Source organism: Streptomyces sp. NPDC002790 (assembly GCF_040295505.1).
In the GTDB taxonomy this organism is placed as follows: Bacteria; Actinomycetota; Actinomycetes; order Streptomycetales; family Streptomycetaceae; genus Streptomyces.
Genome location: NZ_JBEOVM010000024.1, coordinates 1 through 16,508, shown reverse-complemented (window position 1 = coordinate 16,508; position 16,508 = coordinate 1). Strand labels below are relative to the sequence as shown.

The 16,508-nt window shown below is 69.8% G+C and carries 14 protein-coding genes and 1 pseudogene; 6 read left to right on the top strand and 9 right to left on the bottom strand.

Going from position 1 to position 16,508, the window contains the following annotated elements; translation table 11 throughout:
- The first annotated feature begins 256 nt into the window (after window positions 1–256).
- Entirely contained in the window at window positions 257–571 is a 315-nt protein-coding gene (locus ABT004_RS14200) for a hypothetical protein (protein WP_351335676.1), read from the top strand.
- A gap of 127 nt (window positions 572–698) precedes the next feature.
- A complete protein-coding gene (locus tag ABT004_RS14195; protein WP_351335673.1) occupies window positions 699–1,160 on the top strand; it encodes an SRPBCC family protein in 462 nt (153 codons plus the stop codon).
- A gap of 68 nt (window positions 1,161–1,228) precedes the next feature.
- Here ABT004_RS14195 and ABT004_RS14190 read toward each other — a convergent pair whose 3' ends face one another.
- The gene (locus ABT004_RS14190) at window positions 1,229–1,969 is read right to left on the bottom strand and encodes a metallophosphoesterase (RefSeq protein ID WP_351335672.1); all 741 of its coding nucleotides are present in this window, start codon (window positions 1,967–1,969) and stop codon (window positions 1,229–1,231) included.
- A gap of 145 nt (window positions 1,970–2,114) precedes the next feature.
- Here ABT004_RS14190 and ABT004_RS14185 point away from each other — a divergent pair, with 145 nt between their 5' ends.
- Window positions 2,115–2,732: a CGNR zinc finger domain-containing protein gene (locus ABT004_RS14185; protein ID WP_351335669.1), complete on the top strand. Its 618-nt coding sequence runs from the start codon at window positions 2,115–2,117 to the stop codon at window positions 2,730–2,732.
- Between the two features lie 73 nt (window positions 2,733–2,805).
- Here ABT004_RS14185 and ABT004_RS14180 read toward each other — a convergent pair whose 3' ends face one another.
- Both ABT004_RS14180 and ABT004_RS14175 read right to left on the bottom strand, forming a co-directional pair.
- On the bottom strand, window positions 2,806–4,125 hold the full coding sequence (locus tag ABT004_RS14180; protein WP_351335667.1) for an MFS transporter: 1,320 nt from the start codon (window positions 4,123–4,125) through the stop codon (window positions 2,806–2,808).
- 151 nt (window positions 4,126–4,276) lie between these two features.
- Window positions 4,277–5,587, bottom strand: a complete 1,311-nt coding sequence (locus tag ABT004_RS14175) for an FAD-dependent oxidoreductase (RefSeq protein WP_351335664.1) — start codon at window positions 5,585–5,587, stop codon at window positions 4,277–4,279.
- A gap of 126 nt (window positions 5,588–5,713) precedes the next feature.
- On the opposite strand from ABT004_RS14175, the gene ABT004_RS14170 reads away from it, so the two are divergent.
- Window positions 5,714–6,781, top strand: a complete 1,068-nt coding sequence (locus tag ABT004_RS14170) for a LysR family transcriptional regulator (RefSeq protein ID WP_351335663.1) — start codon at window positions 5,714–5,716, stop codon at window positions 6,779–6,781.
- Here ABT004_RS14170 and ABT004_RS14165 read toward each other — a convergent pair.
- Window positions 6,667–7,407, bottom strand: coding sequence for an IclR family transcriptional regulator (locus ABT004_RS14165; RefSeq protein ID WP_351335660.1), 741 nt, complete (start codon window positions 7,405–7,407; stop codon window positions 6,667–6,669). The genes ABT004_RS14170 and ABT004_RS14165 overlap by 115 nt on opposite strands.
- A gap of 83 nt (window positions 7,408–7,490) precedes the next feature.
- Between ABT004_RS14165 and ABT004_RS14160 the strand changes: the two genes are divergently transcribed.
- Entirely contained in the window at window positions 7,491–9,407 is a 1,917-nt protein-coding gene (locus ABT004_RS14160; protein ID WP_351335657.1) for an FAD-dependent monooxygenase, read from the top strand.
- Between the two features lie 82 nt (window positions 9,408–9,489).
- Here ABT004_RS14160 and ABT004_RS14155 read toward each other — a convergent pair whose 3' ends face one another.
- From ABT004_RS14155 to ABT004_RS14140, 4 genes are read right to left on the bottom strand one after another with little or no spacing between them, the layout of a single operon-like run.
- Window positions 9,490–10,755: an NAD(P)/FAD-dependent oxidoreductase gene (locus tag ABT004_RS14155; protein ID WP_351335654.1), complete on the bottom strand. Its 1,266-nt coding sequence runs from the start codon at window positions 10,753–10,755 to the stop codon at window positions 9,490–9,492.
- Window positions 10,755–12,215, bottom strand: a complete 1,461-nt coding sequence (locus ABT004_RS14150; RefSeq protein WP_351335652.1) for an NAD(P)/FAD-dependent oxidoreductase — start codon at window positions 12,213–12,215, stop codon at window positions 10,755–10,757. The genes ABT004_RS14155 and ABT004_RS14150 overlap by 1 nt, the downstream gene beginning before the upstream one ends.
- On the bottom strand, window positions 12,212–13,645 hold the full coding sequence (locus ABT004_RS14145; RefSeq protein ID WP_351335649.1) for an FGGY family carbohydrate kinase: 1,434 nt from the start codon (window positions 13,643–13,645) through the stop codon (window positions 12,212–12,214). The genes ABT004_RS14150 and ABT004_RS14145 overlap by 4 nt, the downstream gene beginning before the upstream one ends.
- Entirely contained in the window at window positions 13,642–15,180 is a 1,539-nt protein-coding gene (locus ABT004_RS14140; RefSeq protein ID WP_351335647.1) for an APC family permease, read from the bottom strand. Before ABT004_RS14140 ends, ABT004_RS14145 begins: the two co-directional genes overlap by 4 nt.
- Before the next feature lie 275 nt (window positions 15,181–15,455).
- On the opposite strand from ABT004_RS14140, the gene ABT004_RS14135 reads away from it, so the two are divergent.
- Complete coding sequence (locus ABT004_RS14135) at window positions 15,456–16,217, top strand: DeoR/GlpR family DNA-binding transcription regulator (protein WP_351335644.1); 762 nt, start codon at window positions 15,456–15,458, stop codon at window positions 16,215–16,217.
- 183 nt (window positions 16,218–16,400) lie between these two features.
- On the opposite strand, the pseudogene ABT004_RS14130 reads toward ABT004_RS14135, so the two are convergent.
- Window positions 16,401–16,508, bottom strand: a pseudogene (locus ABT004_RS14130) (DNA-binding response regulator); the annotation flags it as partial.

Sequence of the window (16,508 nt, the reverse complement as noted above, 5' to 3'; positions counted from 1 at the left end):
TGCACACGCGAAGTTCTCGATGCATCGGCTTTCGTGGGGAATCCGTGACGCGTGAGGCTTCGGATTGGTCTGTGACTCAGAACACCATTTGTTACTACTGCGTATTGAGTCCTGTTTCTACTGACGGGGAGGGCATTTCGGGCGTGCGCTTCGTCAGGGCTCCGGGCACCCATCCGGACCCCGGAGGTCTACGGATCAAAGCTGAGGCATCGGCGCGCACGCGCCGTCACATTCCAGAACAGAGGAGCGTATTCAGATGCAGCGTCCAGGACGGATCAGGGCCCTTCGCGGCATGGCGGTGACGGGCGGCATGGTCATTCTGAGCCTTGCCGGAGCCACGGCCGCGTCGGCCTCCGCGGCGCCGATGAAGGGTGAAACCGCGGGTTCCCAGCAGCTCTCCCAGCCCCAGCGGACCGCCACGACGACAGACGGCTACCGGGGAACGCAGGGCTTCAACCTGTGTCTGCTTTCCCGCTGTTCCGTCGGATCCTCTGATCGCACTCAGGGGGGTGTCGGCCTGGTCCAGGGCGGCAACCTCTGCTTGCTGTCCCTGTGCGAGATACGCCCCTGAGCCTCAGGGCGATATCGCCGCATCGAACTCAGGTGGCCTCTGGTGACGCCGGCGATCCTCGCCGTAGATCGGTCCCGTTCTGCTCCGGGGTGGGCGACGTGTGAGGCAGGCGTGCAAGGGTGGTGGTATGACGACAGAACGGTTTGAAGTCACGCGTCAGATCACCGCGTCCCCCTCTGCGATCTTTGATGTGCTGCGGTCGCCGCAGGGGCATGTGAGCATCGACAGCTCCGGGATGCTGCAGTCCGCGGAGGGCGGTCCCGTGGGGGCGGTCGGGGACGAGTTCGTTGTCCACATGGACCGGGAGGCGTTGGGGGACCTGCCCATGGGCCGCTATGACGTGACCGTGATCATCACACGCTACGAACGCGATGCCCTCCTGGAATGGACGATCTCGGGCACCATCCAGCCGCCCATCCGTCACCTCTACGGATACCGTCTCGAACCCCATGGTTCAGGCACGGCCGTCACGTCGTACTACGACTGGAGCCAGATCGACGACAAGTACCGCGAGGCGGGGGTCTTCCCGGTGATCCCGGAGGCCGGTCTGCGAGCGACGCTCGGCATCCTTTCACGCACCGTCGAATAGTCCCTCGCGATTGCGGGGGCGCACGACGGCGTAGGGATGGACCACTGCCTCCCGATCGTGCGAGGGGATCAGAGCACGACGCGGTAGTGGGTGGTCAGGCGCCGGTCGTCGGACAGGATGTGGAACGCAAGGCCGGGCGGCTGGTCGCGGTCTGCGGCCTGATCGCTCTCCCAGGGCATGCGCAGGGTCCAGGTGATGGCCGGTCCGACGATCAGCGGACGCGCGGCGAAGGTCGAGGCGGCCGCGGTGTGGGCGTGGCCCGTGAGGACGGCGGCGACCTGCGGGTGCGCGTCGAGCAAGTCGGCCAGTTGTCCGGGCTCTTCGAGCATGCCGGAGTCGGGCAGGGGGTGATGGAGCTCGACCGGCGGCTGGTGGAAGGCGATCAGGGCCGGGGTGTCCTGCGTCCGGGCAGTGAGGGTGGTGTCGATCCAGGCGAGTGTTTGGGCGTCGAGGCGTCCCTCGTCGCGGCCGGGGATGGTGGAGTCGCACATCAGGATGGTGGTGCCGGCGATGTGGTGGGCCTGATTGACGGGGCCGTGTTCCGGTGCCTCTCCGAGCAGGACCTTGCGGTAGGCCGGTCGCGCGTCATGGTTCCCGGGGCAGGTGAGCACGGGGAAGGGGGCGGTCAGGAGCTGGGCTGCCTCCTCGTACTCGGCCTCCTCTCCGTGGTCGGCAATGTCCCCGGTGACCAGGAGTGCGTCGACCGGGTGGGGCAGGGCTCGCAAGTAGTCCATGACGCGGGTGGCGCGGCGGGTCGCCCTCTGGCTGCCGTCCAGGTGCAGGTCGCTGATGTGCGCGAGCAGCGTCATTTCGCAGTCTCCTCGTGTGTCGGGGCGGGTGTCGCACCCAGCCACCTAACGGAAGTTTTCAATTTTCCGTTAGGAACCTTAGGGTGTGTGCAGGGATGTGTTCAAGTGGTTGACGACCGGGCACCGAGAGGGAAGGGGATGCGTTGTGGAGCGCTGGCTGGCCTTGGAACTGGCGAGCACGATTCGCCACGACGGAGATGGCGGCGTCGCCGACGACCTCGCCACGGTCGAGGGAACAACGCTCTGGATCCAAGAGCAGGGGGATCTGCTGGCCGGTCACATTCCGGCTGGGAAGCTCGCGGCGGATGAAGACCTCAGGCTCGGGATCGTCGAGCTTCGCCAGGCAGTCCGGGCCCTGTTCGCCCGAGTGGTCAGTCCCGCTCCCCCCAGCCCGGCGGACGCCCATCGCCTGATGGCCGCCGACCAGGCGACAGCCCACATCAATGCGGCTGCCGCGCGGGAACCGGTCGCCCCGCAGATCGACTGGCCCGTCGAAGGAATCCCGACCGCCCGACTGCTGTCGGCGGAGAATGATCCGCACGTTCGGCTTGTCGCGGCCCTGGCCCGGGCCTCCATCGACTTTCTCAGTGGCCCGCAGCGCACACAGTTGCGGTCCTGCACCGCGCCCCGCTGCGTCCGCTACTTCGTCAAGAGCCACGGTCGGCAGGAGTGGTGCAAGCCGTCATGCGGAAACCGCGCCCGGGCGGCTCGCCACTACAGGCGTCAGCGCACGGCAGTTGATGGCGGTTCTGCCCCGTCCTGATCGCTCAGGGGAGCAGTGCTGCGCAAGGGTGGTGTGCTCCCTCTGGCTGGGCGGGCGGCCGAGTCCGGACTGATCAACGTCGCGAAAAGTGGCCAGATGGTCCTGAAGCGTGAGCGTCCTTGTTGGCCGAGAACTCGCTCGTCCGTGCCGTGTGACCAGGTCGGTCGTCGCGAACGCCCAGCAGCACCACCGCCCCGAGGAACGGGCCGACGGCGAGGACGGCGAAGGCCGCACCGAACGAGCCCGTCGCGCTGAACACCGGGCCGATGACCGCCGGGACGGTGACACTGCCGAGCTGCCAGACGGCGTTGCAGGCTCCCGCTGCCGAACCCGCCAGCCTTTTGCCGGACAGGGCGGGGATCATCGCGGCGGTGAGTGCGGAGTAGGCATAGGCGCCGATACCCAGGAGGGGTGCGACGAGGAGGAACAACGCGTAGCTGTGCAGCGAGCCGAAGACCAGCAGGGTGGCGCTGAAGAGCAGCAGGATCGCCATGGTCGGCAGGCGCATTCCATAGCCGAGTCGGTCGGTGGCCCATCCCATGAGCGGCTTCACGACGACCGCGATCGACGAGAAGATCACGACGACGATCCCCGCGTCCACGGGACCGATTCCGCTTCCCTTGATCATCAGCGTGTTTGACCAGGTGACGAAGCCGTACGTACCCCACAGGCCGCCGAATCCGGCGGCACCGAGCAGGAGCAGGTCCCGATTGCGGGCCAGCGGCCTGATGTCGGGCAACACCCGTCTGCGGACGCTCTGTTCGGTCGGCATGTCCGGCTCGGCCGTGACGGGGCCGTTGCGCAGGAACACCGCGCACAGCACGGCCAGCACCACGGTCACGGAGCCGAAGAAGTGGTACGAGGCGCCCCAGCCGGCGCTGCTGGACAGGGTGGGCACCACCGCGTTGGCGACGACGGTGCCCAGCGACGTCGCAGTCATGAAGATGCCGCTGGCGCGGCCGATCTCCTGGGCGGGCATCCAGGTCGTGATCAGCTTCATGCCGGCGGAGAATTCCACCCCGGCGAACAGCCCGATCGCCGCCTGCACCGCCAACCCGACCGGGACGGAAGAGGTGGAGCCGAACGCCACCATGAGCGAGCCGGAGGCCAGCAGGCTGACGCCGAGCACAAGGCGGCTGCCGACCCAGTCGGTCAGGAATCCACCAATGGCGTTGGAGACCGCGTAGCCGATGAAGTAGCAGGTGGCGAAGATCCCGAGGGCGGAAAGTGGAACTCCCCAGGACTCGCTGACGGCTGCTGAGGCGGGCCCCCAGGTCGAGCGGTCGACGGACGTCATGGTGAACCCGGCCCAGCACAGCAGGAGCACGACCCAGCGGTAGCGGGAGGGCGCGGCCGTGCCAGGGCGAGGCGGGGCAGAAGAAGCGGAACTCATCGTCGAGACTCCGATATCGGCAAGAGGGACTACGGAAGGAGCAGGCCAGGAGAGGTTACGGAGGACCCGGCACAGACAAGTGGGCCCGGTCCTGGCGAGGCGAGAGGCGAGGCGTGGCGGGCGGGCCGCCGGTGGCATGAGGTGGGCCGGTTCAGACGATCGCGCCCTGGCCGCGCAGTTCGGCTCGGATCGCGGGCAGGTCGTGCGGGCGGCCGGAGGCGTACTGGGCCGCGGCGACGCCCGCCGCGTGCCCGGTGGCCAGGGCGGTTCCCATGACCCGCACCGACGCGTATGCGTCGGCCTGGGCACTGGTCAGGCGACCCACCGCCCAGAGGTTGTCCGTATCGGACGAGCAGATCGCGCCGTACGGCACGTCGTACCAGCTCTGTTCGGCGAGCGGCGCGTAGCGGGTGACGCCGCGGCCGGCGTGGTCCTCGACGGGCCAGCCGCAGCGGGCGATCGACTCGTCCGGCTGCTTGCGCGAGGTGAGAACGTCTTCGGCGGTCAGGCTCGCGCGGCCCACCAAGTGGCGGGTCTCGCGGATGCCCATCTGGGGCCCGGTCTCGATCAGATGGGCGCCTGACCAGCCCGGAAGATGCTTGCGCAGCGCCTCCAGATACTGCCGTGACTGGCGGCGTCCGCCGGCCTCGTCGCGGCTCAGGGCCGCCGCGTCCAGTGCGTCGACCTGCTCGTCCACCAGGATCGCCATGATCTCGCCGGTGATCGGCAGTCGCACCATGATCCCGTAATCGCGCGGGAGTTGGACGCCGCCGGATGTGGCGTACTCGGCTACCGCGGTCCGGGTGCCTTCGCGGGACAGGTCCGCGTCCTCGGCGACGCCGCCGAACCGGCACACCAGCGAGCTGGTCTGACGCCGTTCGACGGGCTCCACCCTGAACTCGGCACCCGCCTCGGCGAGCAGCGCGCCGTCCCCGCTGCCGTCGACGAACGCCGCGGCGCGAACCGTCTCGCGCCCGCCGCGGTGGTGAAGTTCGAGGGCGGTGACGCGGTCCCCGAGCCGCTCCGCGCCGATCAGCGTGGAGTGCAGGCGGACGTCCACCCCGGCGGCCGCCGTGACCTCGTCGTAGGCGAGCTTGGTCGTCTCGGCGTCCAGCAGGACGATGCGGTTGCCGGTCCAGCCCATGGTCTTCTCGCGGTAGGCGCCGTGTTCACGCAGCCGGTCCAGGAGTTGATCGGTCACACCGGCCACGACCTTCTCGCCGCGCTGGTCGAAGATGCCGCACAGAGACAGCACGGAACTGATCGTGGCTGCCCCGCCCAGGAACGGGTACTTCTCGACCAACAGCACCTTCGCCCCGCTCTGCGCCGCGCCGACCGCCGCCCCGACGCCGCCCGCGCCACCACCGACAACGACCACGTCGTAGTCGCCGCGGCCGTCCGCGTCCTGTTGGGAACGGCCGACGCTCGGCGCCACCGGTCGGCCCATGTCCGTCGAACTCATCGTCCTCGTCCACCTTCTCCACTCAGTATGGGCGCCGTCCGCAACAGGAGGCACCGCGACCAGTAGGCACCGCGGCCGGGCGGGAGCGCCAATATCAACTGGACAGAGGGGATATACCTTGAAGGTATGGCGATGGATCTGCGGCAGCTGCACTACTTCACTGTGATCTTCGAGCAGCGCTCCGTTTCACGGGCAGCCGAGCACCTGTGCATCTCGCAGCCTGCGCTCACCCGTCAGCTGCGCCAGCTCGAACGCTCCCTGGACGCCGCGCTGTTCGAGCGCCTGCCCCAGGGCGTCAGTCCGACCGCTGCCGGCCAGGCTCTCTACGGACACGCCCGGCTCCTGTTGCGTCTGGCCGACACCACCCGCGAGGTCGTCCACTCCGCCGGGCCGGTCCGCGAATCCGTCCGTACGGGACTGCCGCCCGGCACACCGACGCCATGGCTCACCCGGGTCCTGGCCTCGCTCCGCGAGACGGTCCCCGAGGCCGAACTCGTCCTCACCGACGCCAACAGCACCGGCCAGCTGCGCATGCTGCGCGAGGGCCACCTCGACCTCGCCCTGGTCCACCAGCGTCCGCCCGCCCAGCTCACCGCCCGGCTTCTGTACGAGCAGCGGATCGGCCTTGCCGTCCACCCCGGACATCCCCTCGCGGCACGTACCGTATGCCGGCTTGAGGATCTGGACGATGTACGTGTCCTTGTCCACAGTCGCGAGCAGGTCACCGAGGAGCACGACCAGATACTCGGCGCGGCGGCGGCCTGCGGAGTCCAACCCCAATGGATCTTTGCATGGTTCACCGAGAACGCCCTGGCCTGCGCGACCGCCGGCGAGGCGGCGGCAGCCCTGCTGACCCGCCCCAGCGCCCACCGCCTTCTGCCGGGCTGGACCTGGCATCCCCTGGCCGAGCCGGAGTTCCGCCTCCCCACCTGGATTGCCCACCAGCCACAGACCCGCGCCATCATCGCTCGCGTCGCCGCGGCCTTCGCCGCCATACCTTTCCAGCATGACGATCCGGGTTCCGACAACTCATCCGGGCCGGTTCAGCAGCCGGTTCAGCAGCTGGTCCAGCAGCCGGTTCAGCCGGCGGCGATGCGGGCTGCGGCGGACTTGAGTGCGGTCGACAAGGAGGGCAGGAGCGTTCGGGACCAGCGGGCCGACGGGATGGACAGCGAGATCGCGGCGGGTGGGTAGCCGGCCGTGCCGGTGGGCAGGGCGACGCCCAGCGCCGTGAGGCCGGTCTCGGTGGCCTCCTGGTTGAGGGCGTGGCCCTCGCGCCGAGCGCGTTGGATGGCACGCCGGTGGACGACGCGCTGGTCCGGGTCGAGGCCGCAGCGCTCCAGGACCGCTTCCACGGCGGCGTCGTCGTACCGGGCGAGCAGGGCACGGCCGCCGGAGGCGGCGTAGGCGGGCAGGATGCGCCCGGTGCGGTCGCCGACGCGGAGCACCTGGTCGGCCTCCTCGGTGGCAAGGAAGCGGACCCCGGTGCCCTCTTCGTCCAGCAGCAGAAGGTTGGCGGTCTCGTGCCAGTGGTCCCGCAGCGCGCGCAGCTGCGGGAGGGCGGCCTCGCGCAGCCGGGCCACGGGCGCCCGGGAGCGGGCCTGGCCCAGTTGCGGTCCTGCGTCATAGCGGCGGTCGGGCAGCTGCACGGCGAAGTCGCGGTGCACGAGCGTGGAGAGCAGCCGGTGCGCGGTCGAGACGGACACCCCGACCCGCTGCGCGGCGTCGGTGACCCGCATCGGGCCTTCCTGGCGCAGCACGATCGCCAGCAGCAGGGCGGAGTCGACGGAGCCGACGGCGTAGGCGGGTTTGTTCTGCATACCAGAAAAGTCTATCCCTCATTGTGGGACGTGCGGAGAATCGTGGTCATCCCGCCCGCCCCGTCTGTCCAGGAGTTCACATCGTGCAGTTCCATCTCGACGGATACCGTCCCGGCGACCCCTCGGTGAAGGAGGCGCATCCCGCTGCCCAGGACCCGGAGGCCGGCCTGCCCGAGACCGCCGACGTACTGATCGTCGGCTGCGGTCCGGCCGGCCTGGTCCTGGCGGCGCAACTGGCCGCCTTCCCCGGGATCCGGACCGTGGTGGTGGACCGCAAGGACGGGCCGCTGCAGGTGGGACAGGCCGACGGGGTCGCCTGCCGCACCGTGGAGATGTTCGAGGCCTTCGGCCTGGCCGAGCGGCTGAAGAAGGAGGCCTACCAGGTCAACGAGGTGACCTTCTGGAAGCCCGACCCCACCGACCGCTCCGCGATCGTCCGCACCGGACGAATCCAGGACGTCGAGGACGGCATCTCCGAGATGCCGCATCTGATCGTCAACCAGGCCCGCCTGCTGGACTTCCTGCGCGAGCAGATGGCAAGTTCGGCCGCCCGCCTCGCCCCGCACTACGGGCTGCAGGTGAGCGCGGTGGAAATCACCGATGGCGCGGACGCAGGGCAGGACCCGGGGGAGTATCCGGTCGCCGTGACCCTGGAGCACTCCGGCGGCACGTCCACGGTGCGCGCCAAGTACGTGGTGGGCTGCGACGGTGCGCGCAGCGCGGTGCGCACCGCGATCGGCCGCCGGCTCGAGGGCGACGCGCTGAACCAGACCTGGGGCGTCCTGGACGTCCTGGTGGACACCGACTTCCCCGACATCCGGCTGAAGTCCGTGGTCCAGTCCGAGGCGGGGGCGCTACTGATCATTCCGCGCGAGGGCGGCTATCTGGTGCGGCTCTACATCGAGCTGGACGCGGAGCGGTACGGGGATCTGTTGCGGGAGCGTGCCGTCACCCCCGAGGTCCTGGCAGCGGCCGCGAACCGGATCCTGCGGCCCTACAGGGTCGACGTGAAGGACGTCGGCTGGTGGGCGGTGTACGAGGTCGGCCAGCGGCTGTGCGCGAAGTTCGACGACGTGCCGGAAGCCGAGACGGCCGACCGGCTGCCCCGCGTCTTCATCGCGGGCGATGCCTGCCACACCCACAGCGCCAAGGCGGGGCAGGGCATGAACGTGTCGATGGCCGACGCCTTCAACCTCGGCTGGAAGCTCGCCGCTGTGCTGACCGGCACGGCCGCTCCCGAGCTGCTGCACACCTACTCCGGCGAGCGGCAGCAGGTCGCCCAGGACCTCATCGACTTCGACCGCGACTTCGCCTCCAAAATGGCCGCGGGCGCGGGCACCCCCGGAGTCACATCGAAGGCCGACGAGGAGCAGTTCGCCGACTACTTCCTGGCCCAGGGCCGCTACACCGCAGGCCTTTCCGTCCGCTACGAGCCCTCGATGATCACGGGAACCGGCGAGCACCAGCACCTCGCGAAGGGCTTCCCGATCGGGATGCGTTTCCACTCCGCGCCGGTGGTGCGGCTCGCCGATGCCCGGCCCGTACAGCTGGGGCACGCTGCCCGGGCCGACGGCGCCTGGCGGCTGTACCTCTTCGCCGACCGGGTGGGACCGCAGGCCGCCGACGGGCCGTTCCGCCGGCTCTGCGACCATCTCGCCTCCGCTGCCTCCCCGCTGGCCCGCTTCACCCCCGCGGGCGCCGAACCGGATGCGGTCCTCGACGTCCGCGCGATCCTGCAGCAGCCGCACCGCACCCTCGAGCCGACCGCGCTGCCTGCGGTGCTGCGCCCCCGCAAGGGCCGCTTGGCCCTGACGGACCACGAGAAGGCCTTCTGTCCCGACCCGCAGCAGGGTGACGTCTTCGACCTGCGTGGAATCGACCGGGACCAGGGTTGCATGGTGCTGGTCCGCCCCGACCAGTACGTCGCCCACATCCTGCCGTTGGACGCCACTGAGCAGCTGTCCGGCTTCCTTGACGGGATCCTGCACGAAGCCGACTGAGGTCGACAGGTCGACCGCTCGGGGAAAGCGGTGGTCTCCCCGGGTGGTTGGTGCCTGGGGAGACCTTGGTCGTTCGGTGTGATCAGCTGAGGCCGATGTGTACCGGGCCACCGGTGGGGGACACCTCGGCGAGCACGCTGGAGGGGATGCGGAAGACGCGTCCGGGGGCCGCCGGCCAGGCCAGCTTCTTCTGCGCGACGGTCCGGCCGTCCTGGCGGACGGTCACCTTCGGGAAGCGCACGAAGGTGTCCGTCCACAGCAGGAGGCGATCGCGCGCCGGGGCCGGGTCGCCCTGGCGCAGGATCTGCGGCGCGACCCAGCGGAAGGGGGCGTCGGCGATCAGGCGGACACCGTCGTCGAGCGGCCGGCTGCTGTGCAGGTGGTGGAGAACCTGCTCGGCGACGTGCTTGCCGTCCAGGGCCGCGATGTCCGCGGTGTCGACCGGGTGCAGGAGATTTCCGGCCGCGAAGACGCCCGGGCGGCTGGTGCGCAGCGCGGTGTCGGTCAGCGGGCCGAGAGTTCCTTCGTCGAGCGCGATGCCACCGGTGCGGGCGAGTTCGTGGTCGGGGATCCAGTCGCCGGTGAACACGACGGTGTCGCAGTCGACGGTCCGGCGCTTGCCGGTGTCGAGGTGTTCGATCTCGACGGCCTGCAAGCGGCCCTTGCCGATGATGCGGGTGACGCGGCTGCGGGTTGCGACCGGAACGCGCAGGACGGTGCGCCCCGCCGCGTTGAAGGCGCCGTAGGATTCCGCCTTTTGGTACTGGCTGACCATGAGAGCGGGGGTGCAGCCCGCCTCGCGCAGGGTCAACGCGGCGGACCAGCTGACGAGTTCACCGCCGACGATCACCGCGCGCCTGCCCACCTCTTGGTGGTGGAGGTGGACGAGGTTCTGGAGCTGCCCGGTGGTGTAGACACCATGCGGCCGGTCGCCGGGGACACGGCGGGCGGTGCGGGGGCGTTCGCGGGCCCCGGTGGCCAGCACCATGGCGCGGGGCCGGATCTGGTAGCGACCCTCGGGGCTCGTGACATCCACCGTGAGGTGGTCGGTGGTGTCATCGGCCCAGCCGGTGACCATGGTGCGCGTACGGATGTCGGCGCCGGCCTCGGTGGCCCGGCGCACGAGAAGACGCGCGTAGGCGGGGCCGGTCAGCACGCGGCGCAGGTCGCGCAGACCGTAACCGGTGTGGTCGCTGTGGCGGGGGATGCCGCCGGCGCTCTCCTCGCGGTCGACGACCATGACGTCTTTGGTGCCCTGGCGCTTGAGTCCCGCGGCGGCGGTCAGACCTGCCGGTCCGGCGCCGATGATGAGGACGTCGGGGGTGAGGGTGGGGGGCTGGGTGTTCATCAGGCGTCCTTGTGCCGGCCGGCGCAACCGGTGCAGCTGTCGGTCTTGTTCGTGTCGTCGCTGGAGCGGTGCTTGTCTTGCAGGGCGGCCACGGCGGCGCCGCAGAAGAAGCCCTGGCAACGACCGTTCATGGCGCGCGTGCGGCGGCGCAGCCCCTCCAGGTCGCGGGCGGGCACGGTGGCGTGGCAGGCGTCCCGGATCTCGCCCTCGGTGACGCGCTCGCAGAAGCAGACGATGCTGCCGTATGCGGGATCACGGGCGATCAACTCCGCGTCCTGGTAAGGGCGTTGTGCGGCCTCGCCGATGTTCGGCATCTGCGGCGGGGCCGGGAGGTCGCCGCGCGGGGCCAGTGCGAGACCCGCGTCCTTGAGGACGGTGAGGCAGTGTTCGGCGATGGCGATGCCCGCGGTCAGTCCGGTGGAGCGGATGCCGCCGACCAGGAGGTACCGCTGCTCGGGCGTGGCCTCGATCAGGTAGTCGGGGTGGTCGATGGCCGCGCGCAGACCCGCGTAACTGGCGGTGACCTCCTCCGACAGCAGGCGCGGCATCAGGCGTTCGCCCTTGGTGAGGAGGAAGTCGTAACCGTTTTCGGAGGTGGCGGTGTCCGTCCGGTCCTCCAGGTCCTCGGCGGTCGGGCCGAGCATGACGTTGCCGTAGATGGTGGGCGAGATGAGCACGCCCTTGCCGCGGGAGCTGGGCACCGGCAGCACGATCTTGTTGACCATGGGGCGGGCGAGCTTGTCGAAGACGAACAGCTCGCCGCGGCGCGGGGTGACAGTGAAGCGGTCGTGACCGAAGAGGCGGTCGATGTGGTCGGCGCCCAGGCCTGCCGCGTTGACGACCCAGCGGGCGCGCACATCACCGGCCGAGGTGTGCAGTGTGGTCGTCTCCGTGTCCTGGTCGATGCCGGTCACCCGGTGTTCCAGCAGGATGGTGGTGCCGCGCCGCTTGGCATCGGTGGCCAGGGCGAGGTTCGTCGTCCAGGTGCAGATGATGGACTCGTCCGGGACGGTCAGGCCGCCGAGCGCGCCCTCGCCGAGGTCGGGCAGGAGGCGGTGGACCTCGTCGGCGTCGACGATGCCGCAGTGCTCGTAGCCGTTGTCCTCGGCTTTCTTCTTCAGGCCGGGCAGGGCTGCCAGTTCCTCGTCGTTCCAGGCCACGAGAATGGCGCCGGTGTGCTCGACGGGGATGCCGGTGGCCTTCGCGTACTCGCTGAGCAGGTGGTAGCCGCGGGAGACCAGACGTGATTCGAGGGTGCCCGGCTTGGCGTCGAAACCGGTGTGCAGGATCGCGGTGTTGGCCTTGCTGGTGCCGTCCCCCACATCGTCACGTGCCTCGATCAGGACGACCGAGACGTCGTGGCCGGACAGGTCTCGGGCGATGGCGGCGCCGACGATTCCGCCGCCGATCACGGCGATGTCATGGACGCCGTCCTGGGGGCGGTGGGGTGTGCGGGTCATGCGTGTTCTCCCTTGGCGGCGCAGGCAGTTGCGGCCTGCGCCCATGTGGTGCGGAACTCTGCGGCCCGATCGGCGGACCACCTCGGTTCGTAAACGGTGGTCGGCTGCCAGTCGCCGACGGCCTCCTTGAGGCTGAGCGAGGAATCGAGGGCGCAGCGGGCCAGGGCGGCCGCGCCCAGCGGGGTGGCGTGGGCGTGCGGATAGATGTCGACGGGGAGTTGAGCGATGTCCGCCTGCGCCTGCATCAGAGCCGCGGAATGGGTGAGTCCACCGTCGGCGCGCAGCCGCGTCAGGGGACGGCCCACGTCGGCGCCGACCCGGGTGCCCAACTCCGCGACCTGCGCGGCGATGCCCTGGAGTACGGCGAGTACGAGGTGTTCGCGGCGCGTGGACAGCGTCATGCCGGTCAGCGCGGCCGTCGCTTCAGGAGCCCACCAGGGGGCGGCCAGACCGGCGAACGCGGGCACGCACAGCACTCCCTCGGCGTCCGTCGCGACCACGGAGTCCAGGTCGTTCACCGACTGGAGGAGGCCGAGGTCCCTGAGCCATCGCACCGCGGACGCGACCGTGTAGACCTGACCGTCTATGCAGTACGGGGTCTCACCGCGGGCCCGCCACCCCACCGACGTCGTCAGACCGGCGCTGGAACGCACCGCCTCTGTACCGGTGTTGGCCAGCAGGAAGGCCCCGGTGCCGTACGTGCACTTCGCCATCCCCTGCTCCAGACAGCCCTCGGCCACGAGAGCGGCCTGCTGGTCGACGATGATGCCCGCGACCGGTACTTCGGGACCGAAGGCGCGGGTGGTGCCGACGATCTCGTCGCAGGCCGCGATCCGCGGCAGCTGTTCGCCCTCCAGGCCGAACAGGCCGACGAGTTCTTCGTCCCAGGTGACCGTGTCAAGGTCGAGGAGGAGGGAACGGCTGGCAGTGGCCGCGTCGGTGACGAACTGCCCGGTCAGGTGGTGGATGAGCCACGTATCGGTGGTCGTCACCACGCCGTCCCGCGTCAGGTGGCGGCGTAGCCAGGCCATCTTGGGGGCGGAGAAGTACGGGTCGAGGACGAGCCCGGTGCGCTCCCTCAACTGGTCGGCGTGTGCCGCGAGTTCGGTGACGAGCTCCTCGGAGCGCCGGTCCTGCCACACGATCGCCGGGGTGAGTGGCGTGCCGGTGGCCGGGTCCCAGGCCAGCACCGTCTCGCCCTGGTTGGCCAGGGCGACGGCGGCGATGGGGTGGCCCGCGTCGTGGACGGCCCGGCGTCCGGCGTTGAGAACGGAGTCGAGCAGTTCCTGGGGGTTCTGCTCGACGCCGCCGCCGCTGAGGTAGGCGGGACGCAGGGTCTCCTCGGCGATGGCGATGACGCCGTCCACCTCGTCGACGACGACGGCCTTGGTGCCGGAGGTGCCTTGGTCGATGGCGAGGATCGCGGTCATCGGGCGGCCCCTTCCGCGGTCGCGCCGGTGGGCTCGGGCCCGGCTGTATCCGTGCTGTCCAGTGCGCGGTCGACATCGGCCATGTCGGGCATGGTCAGTCCGGCACGGCCGCGCCGGACGAGGAGGCCGACAAGGTAGACGGCACCGATGGCGAAGAGGATCAGGACGTACGTCCATGGGGCGCGGAACGAGGCGTCGCGGAAGATCAGCAGCTCGTACACCAGCCAGACGGCGGCGACGACGAGCACCGGGATCTCCCAGCGGCCCAGCGAGAATCCCTGCGACGGGGGCAGCGAACGGCGCTTGAGGGCATACATCGCGACGGTGCCCGCGTAGATCAGCGCGGGCAGCAGGGTGCCCGCCGAGAACAGCTGGAACAGGGCGTCCGTGGACCGGCTGAACACCGCCAGGATGATCTGAGCGATCAGCATCATGAACACGGAGGCGTTCAACGGGGTGGTGGTCCGCCGGTCGACGCGGCGCAACAGCCGCCAGCCGGGGAAGCGTTCGTCACGCGACATGGCGTAGACGAGACGCGTGCCGCTGAGGGTGATGACCAGGCCGCAGGAGAAGATCGAGACCACGACCAGTACGAGCAGGATCTTGCCGACGACCGATCCGAGCACCGCCGTGATCACGGTGGCCACGGGGGTGGCCGAGTCCGCGACGCCGTCGATCCGGCCGGCCGCCGCGGTGATGGCCACCAGGAAGAGAAACCCCAAGACGCCGAGCGAGAGCACCGCTTGGACCATCGCCTTGGGGATGACACGGGCCGGGTTCTTGGTCTCCTCGGCCAGGTTCGCCGCGGACTCGAAGCCGACGATGGTGAACGCGCCCAGCAGGAACGCGAGCGCGAAAGGTCCGACCTCAGTGGCACCGCCGAGTGCGTAGTAGCCGCTCGCGGGGACGGTGGCGGTGTCGAAGAGGTGGCCGAAGTCGAGCTTGCCGGTGACGGTGCCCACCACGAACAGCAGCACGGTCAGCGCGATCATGCCGATGAGCTGCACCGTCACGGCCACGTTGTTGACCCGATGCGTCGTGCGCGTCGATGAGGCGACCAGTACGGACTGGAGCAGGACGACGACGGCGGTGATCACCCAGGCGTTCTGCACCGTGCCGACGTACTGGAACAGCTCGGGAAGGATCGTCGAGGCGATCGTGTAGTCCACGGCGACCAGGACCACCCCCAGGAACGCGAACGAGATCCACCCCATGATCCATCCCCAGACGGGGCCGACGATGCGCGACACCCACTGGTACGAGTAGCCGCTGATCGGGATCCGGGCGGCGAGCGCGCCGAAGACGAGGGCGATGGAGAGCTGGCCGATCACCGTGATCGGCCACGCCCAGATGCCGCGCGGTCCGGAGGTCGCGAGCACCGAGCCGTACGCGGTGAAGATGCCAGTGGCGATCGACACGAAGCCGAACGCGACGGAGAACGAGGCGTACCAGCCCAGTTCGCGTGCCATCTGCTGGGGCGGGGCGGCGTCACCTTGACCGGCTGGTGTCGTCCCGGTGGGAGCTGCGTCTGCCATGACTCGTATCCCTGCTTCAGGGGACCGCCGGGGCCGCATCAGGTTGACCGAATGTGTGGAATGTTGCCTGCGAATGACTGTAAGTGTGGGTCAATGCCCGAGCGGCGTCAAGGGGGCAATGCAGGGCAGTGGGGTGCCGAAACTGCCGCCTGTCAGTGATCCAGCCGAGGATCAAAGGCGGCGTGAGGCGGTGTCGCGTGTGTGGAGGTGACTGTCTGCCCGTAGGATGCAGTCATAGATCCACAGAAACGGTCACAGTTAGGCGGAGGTGGGGAGTGCTCGCTGCGGAGCGTCATCGCAGGATCGTGGCCGAAATCGGGCGGCAGAAGTTCGTCACGACCGACGACCTCACCGAGCTGCTGGGGGTCTCCCGGGAGACGGTCCGCCGTGACCTCGCGCTGCTGGAAGGGCGGGGTGAGATCTCACGGGTGCACGGGGGAGCGACCGGCTCGCAGGCCCCGGTCGGGGAAGAGGCGCCCTTCAGCGAGCGCACCGGGACACTCACGGTGCAGAAGGAGGCCATCGGACGGGCGGCCGCCAGGCTCATCGCGCCCCATCAGACCGTGGTCATCGATGTCGGCACCACGGCGCTCGAAGTGGCCCGCGCGCTGCCCGCGGACCATGTCGGTGTCATCGCCACCCCCTCGCTGCTCGTGGCGGCGGAGGTCAGTACGCGGCCGCGCGTCGAGGTCCTCGTGAGTGGTGGCCGACTGCGCCCCGGGGACCTGGCCTGCTCCAACGCGCAGACGGTGCAGTTCTTCGGCGACCTGCGGGCGGACATGGTGTTCGTCGGGTCCGGTGGCGTCGCTCCGTATGGTCTGACCGACTTCCATCTGGACGAGGTCGCGACGAAGCGGGCCATGCTCGCAGGTGCCGGGCATCGGTATGTCCTCGCCGACTCGAGCAAGTTGGGCCGCACCGCGGTTCACCGGGTGTGCGCCCTGGACGGCTTCGACACGCTGATCACCGACGGCCCCTGCCCGGACGAACTGGCGGCTGCCCTCGAAGGCGCGGGAGGCGCGGTCGTCGAGGCGTAGCCGCAGGGGCGTTGGGGCGCAGGGGCACCGCCGGCCCCGGAACGCTGTGGAGTGAACTCCCTTGGGTTCCTGAGAGGTTGCGGGCGTCAGCGGCGAAGTTGCGTGCGACGCGGTCCGGTGCCCGCTCGGCCTTCGTAGACGTCACGTTCGCGGGCGGCAGCAGTCCCGGCCCACCCCGTGGTGTCAGGCCCGCAAATACGCCAGCACCGCGAGCACCCGTCGGTGTCCCTCCGTTGCCACCGGGAGGTCCAGCTTGTTGAAGATGTTGCCGATGTGCTTGTTCACGGCCGC

Coding starts and splice junctions, on each gene's coding strand:
- ABT004_RS14180 (WP_351335667.1), bottom strand. CDS start 4,125: ATGAGTTCCGCTTCTTCTGCCCCGCCTCGCCCTGGCACGGCCGCGCCC.
- ABT004_RS14195 (WP_351335673.1), top strand. CDS start 699: ATGACGACAGAACGGTTTGAAGTCACGCGTCAGATCACCGCGTCCCCC.
- ABT004_RS14155 (WP_351335654.1), bottom strand. CDS start 10,755: ATGAACACCCAGCCCCCCACCCTCACCCCCGACGTCCTCATCATCGGC.
- ABT004_RS14165 (WP_351335660.1), bottom strand. CDS start 7,407: ATGCAGAACAAACCCGCCTACGCCGTCGGCTCCGTCGACTCCGCCCTG.
- ABT004_RS14200 (WP_351335676.1), top strand. CDS start 257: ATGCAGCGTCCAGGACGGATCAGGGCCCTTCGCGGCATGGCGGTGACG.
- ABT004_RS14140 (WP_351335647.1), bottom strand. CDS start 15,180: ATGGCAGACGCAGCTCCCACCGGGACGACACCAGCCGGTCAAGGTGAC.
- ABT004_RS14150 (WP_351335652.1), bottom strand. CDS start 12,215: ATGACCCGCACACCCCACCGCCCCCAGGACGGCGTCCATGACATCGCC.
- ABT004_RS14145 (WP_351335649.1), bottom strand. CDS start 13,645: ATGACCGCGATCCTCGCCATCGACCAAGGCACCTCCGGCACCAAGGCC.
- ABT004_RS14170 (WP_351335663.1), top strand. CDS start 5,714: ATGGCGATGGATCTGCGGCAGCTGCACTACTTCACTGTGATCTTCGAG.
- ABT004_RS14190 (WP_351335672.1), bottom strand. CDS start 1,969: ATGACGCTGCTCGCGCACATCAGCGACCTGCACCTGGACGGCAGCCAG.
- ABT004_RS14175 (WP_351335664.1), bottom strand. CDS start 5,587: ATGAGTTCGACGGACATGGGCCGACCGGTGGCGCCGAGCGTCGGCCGT.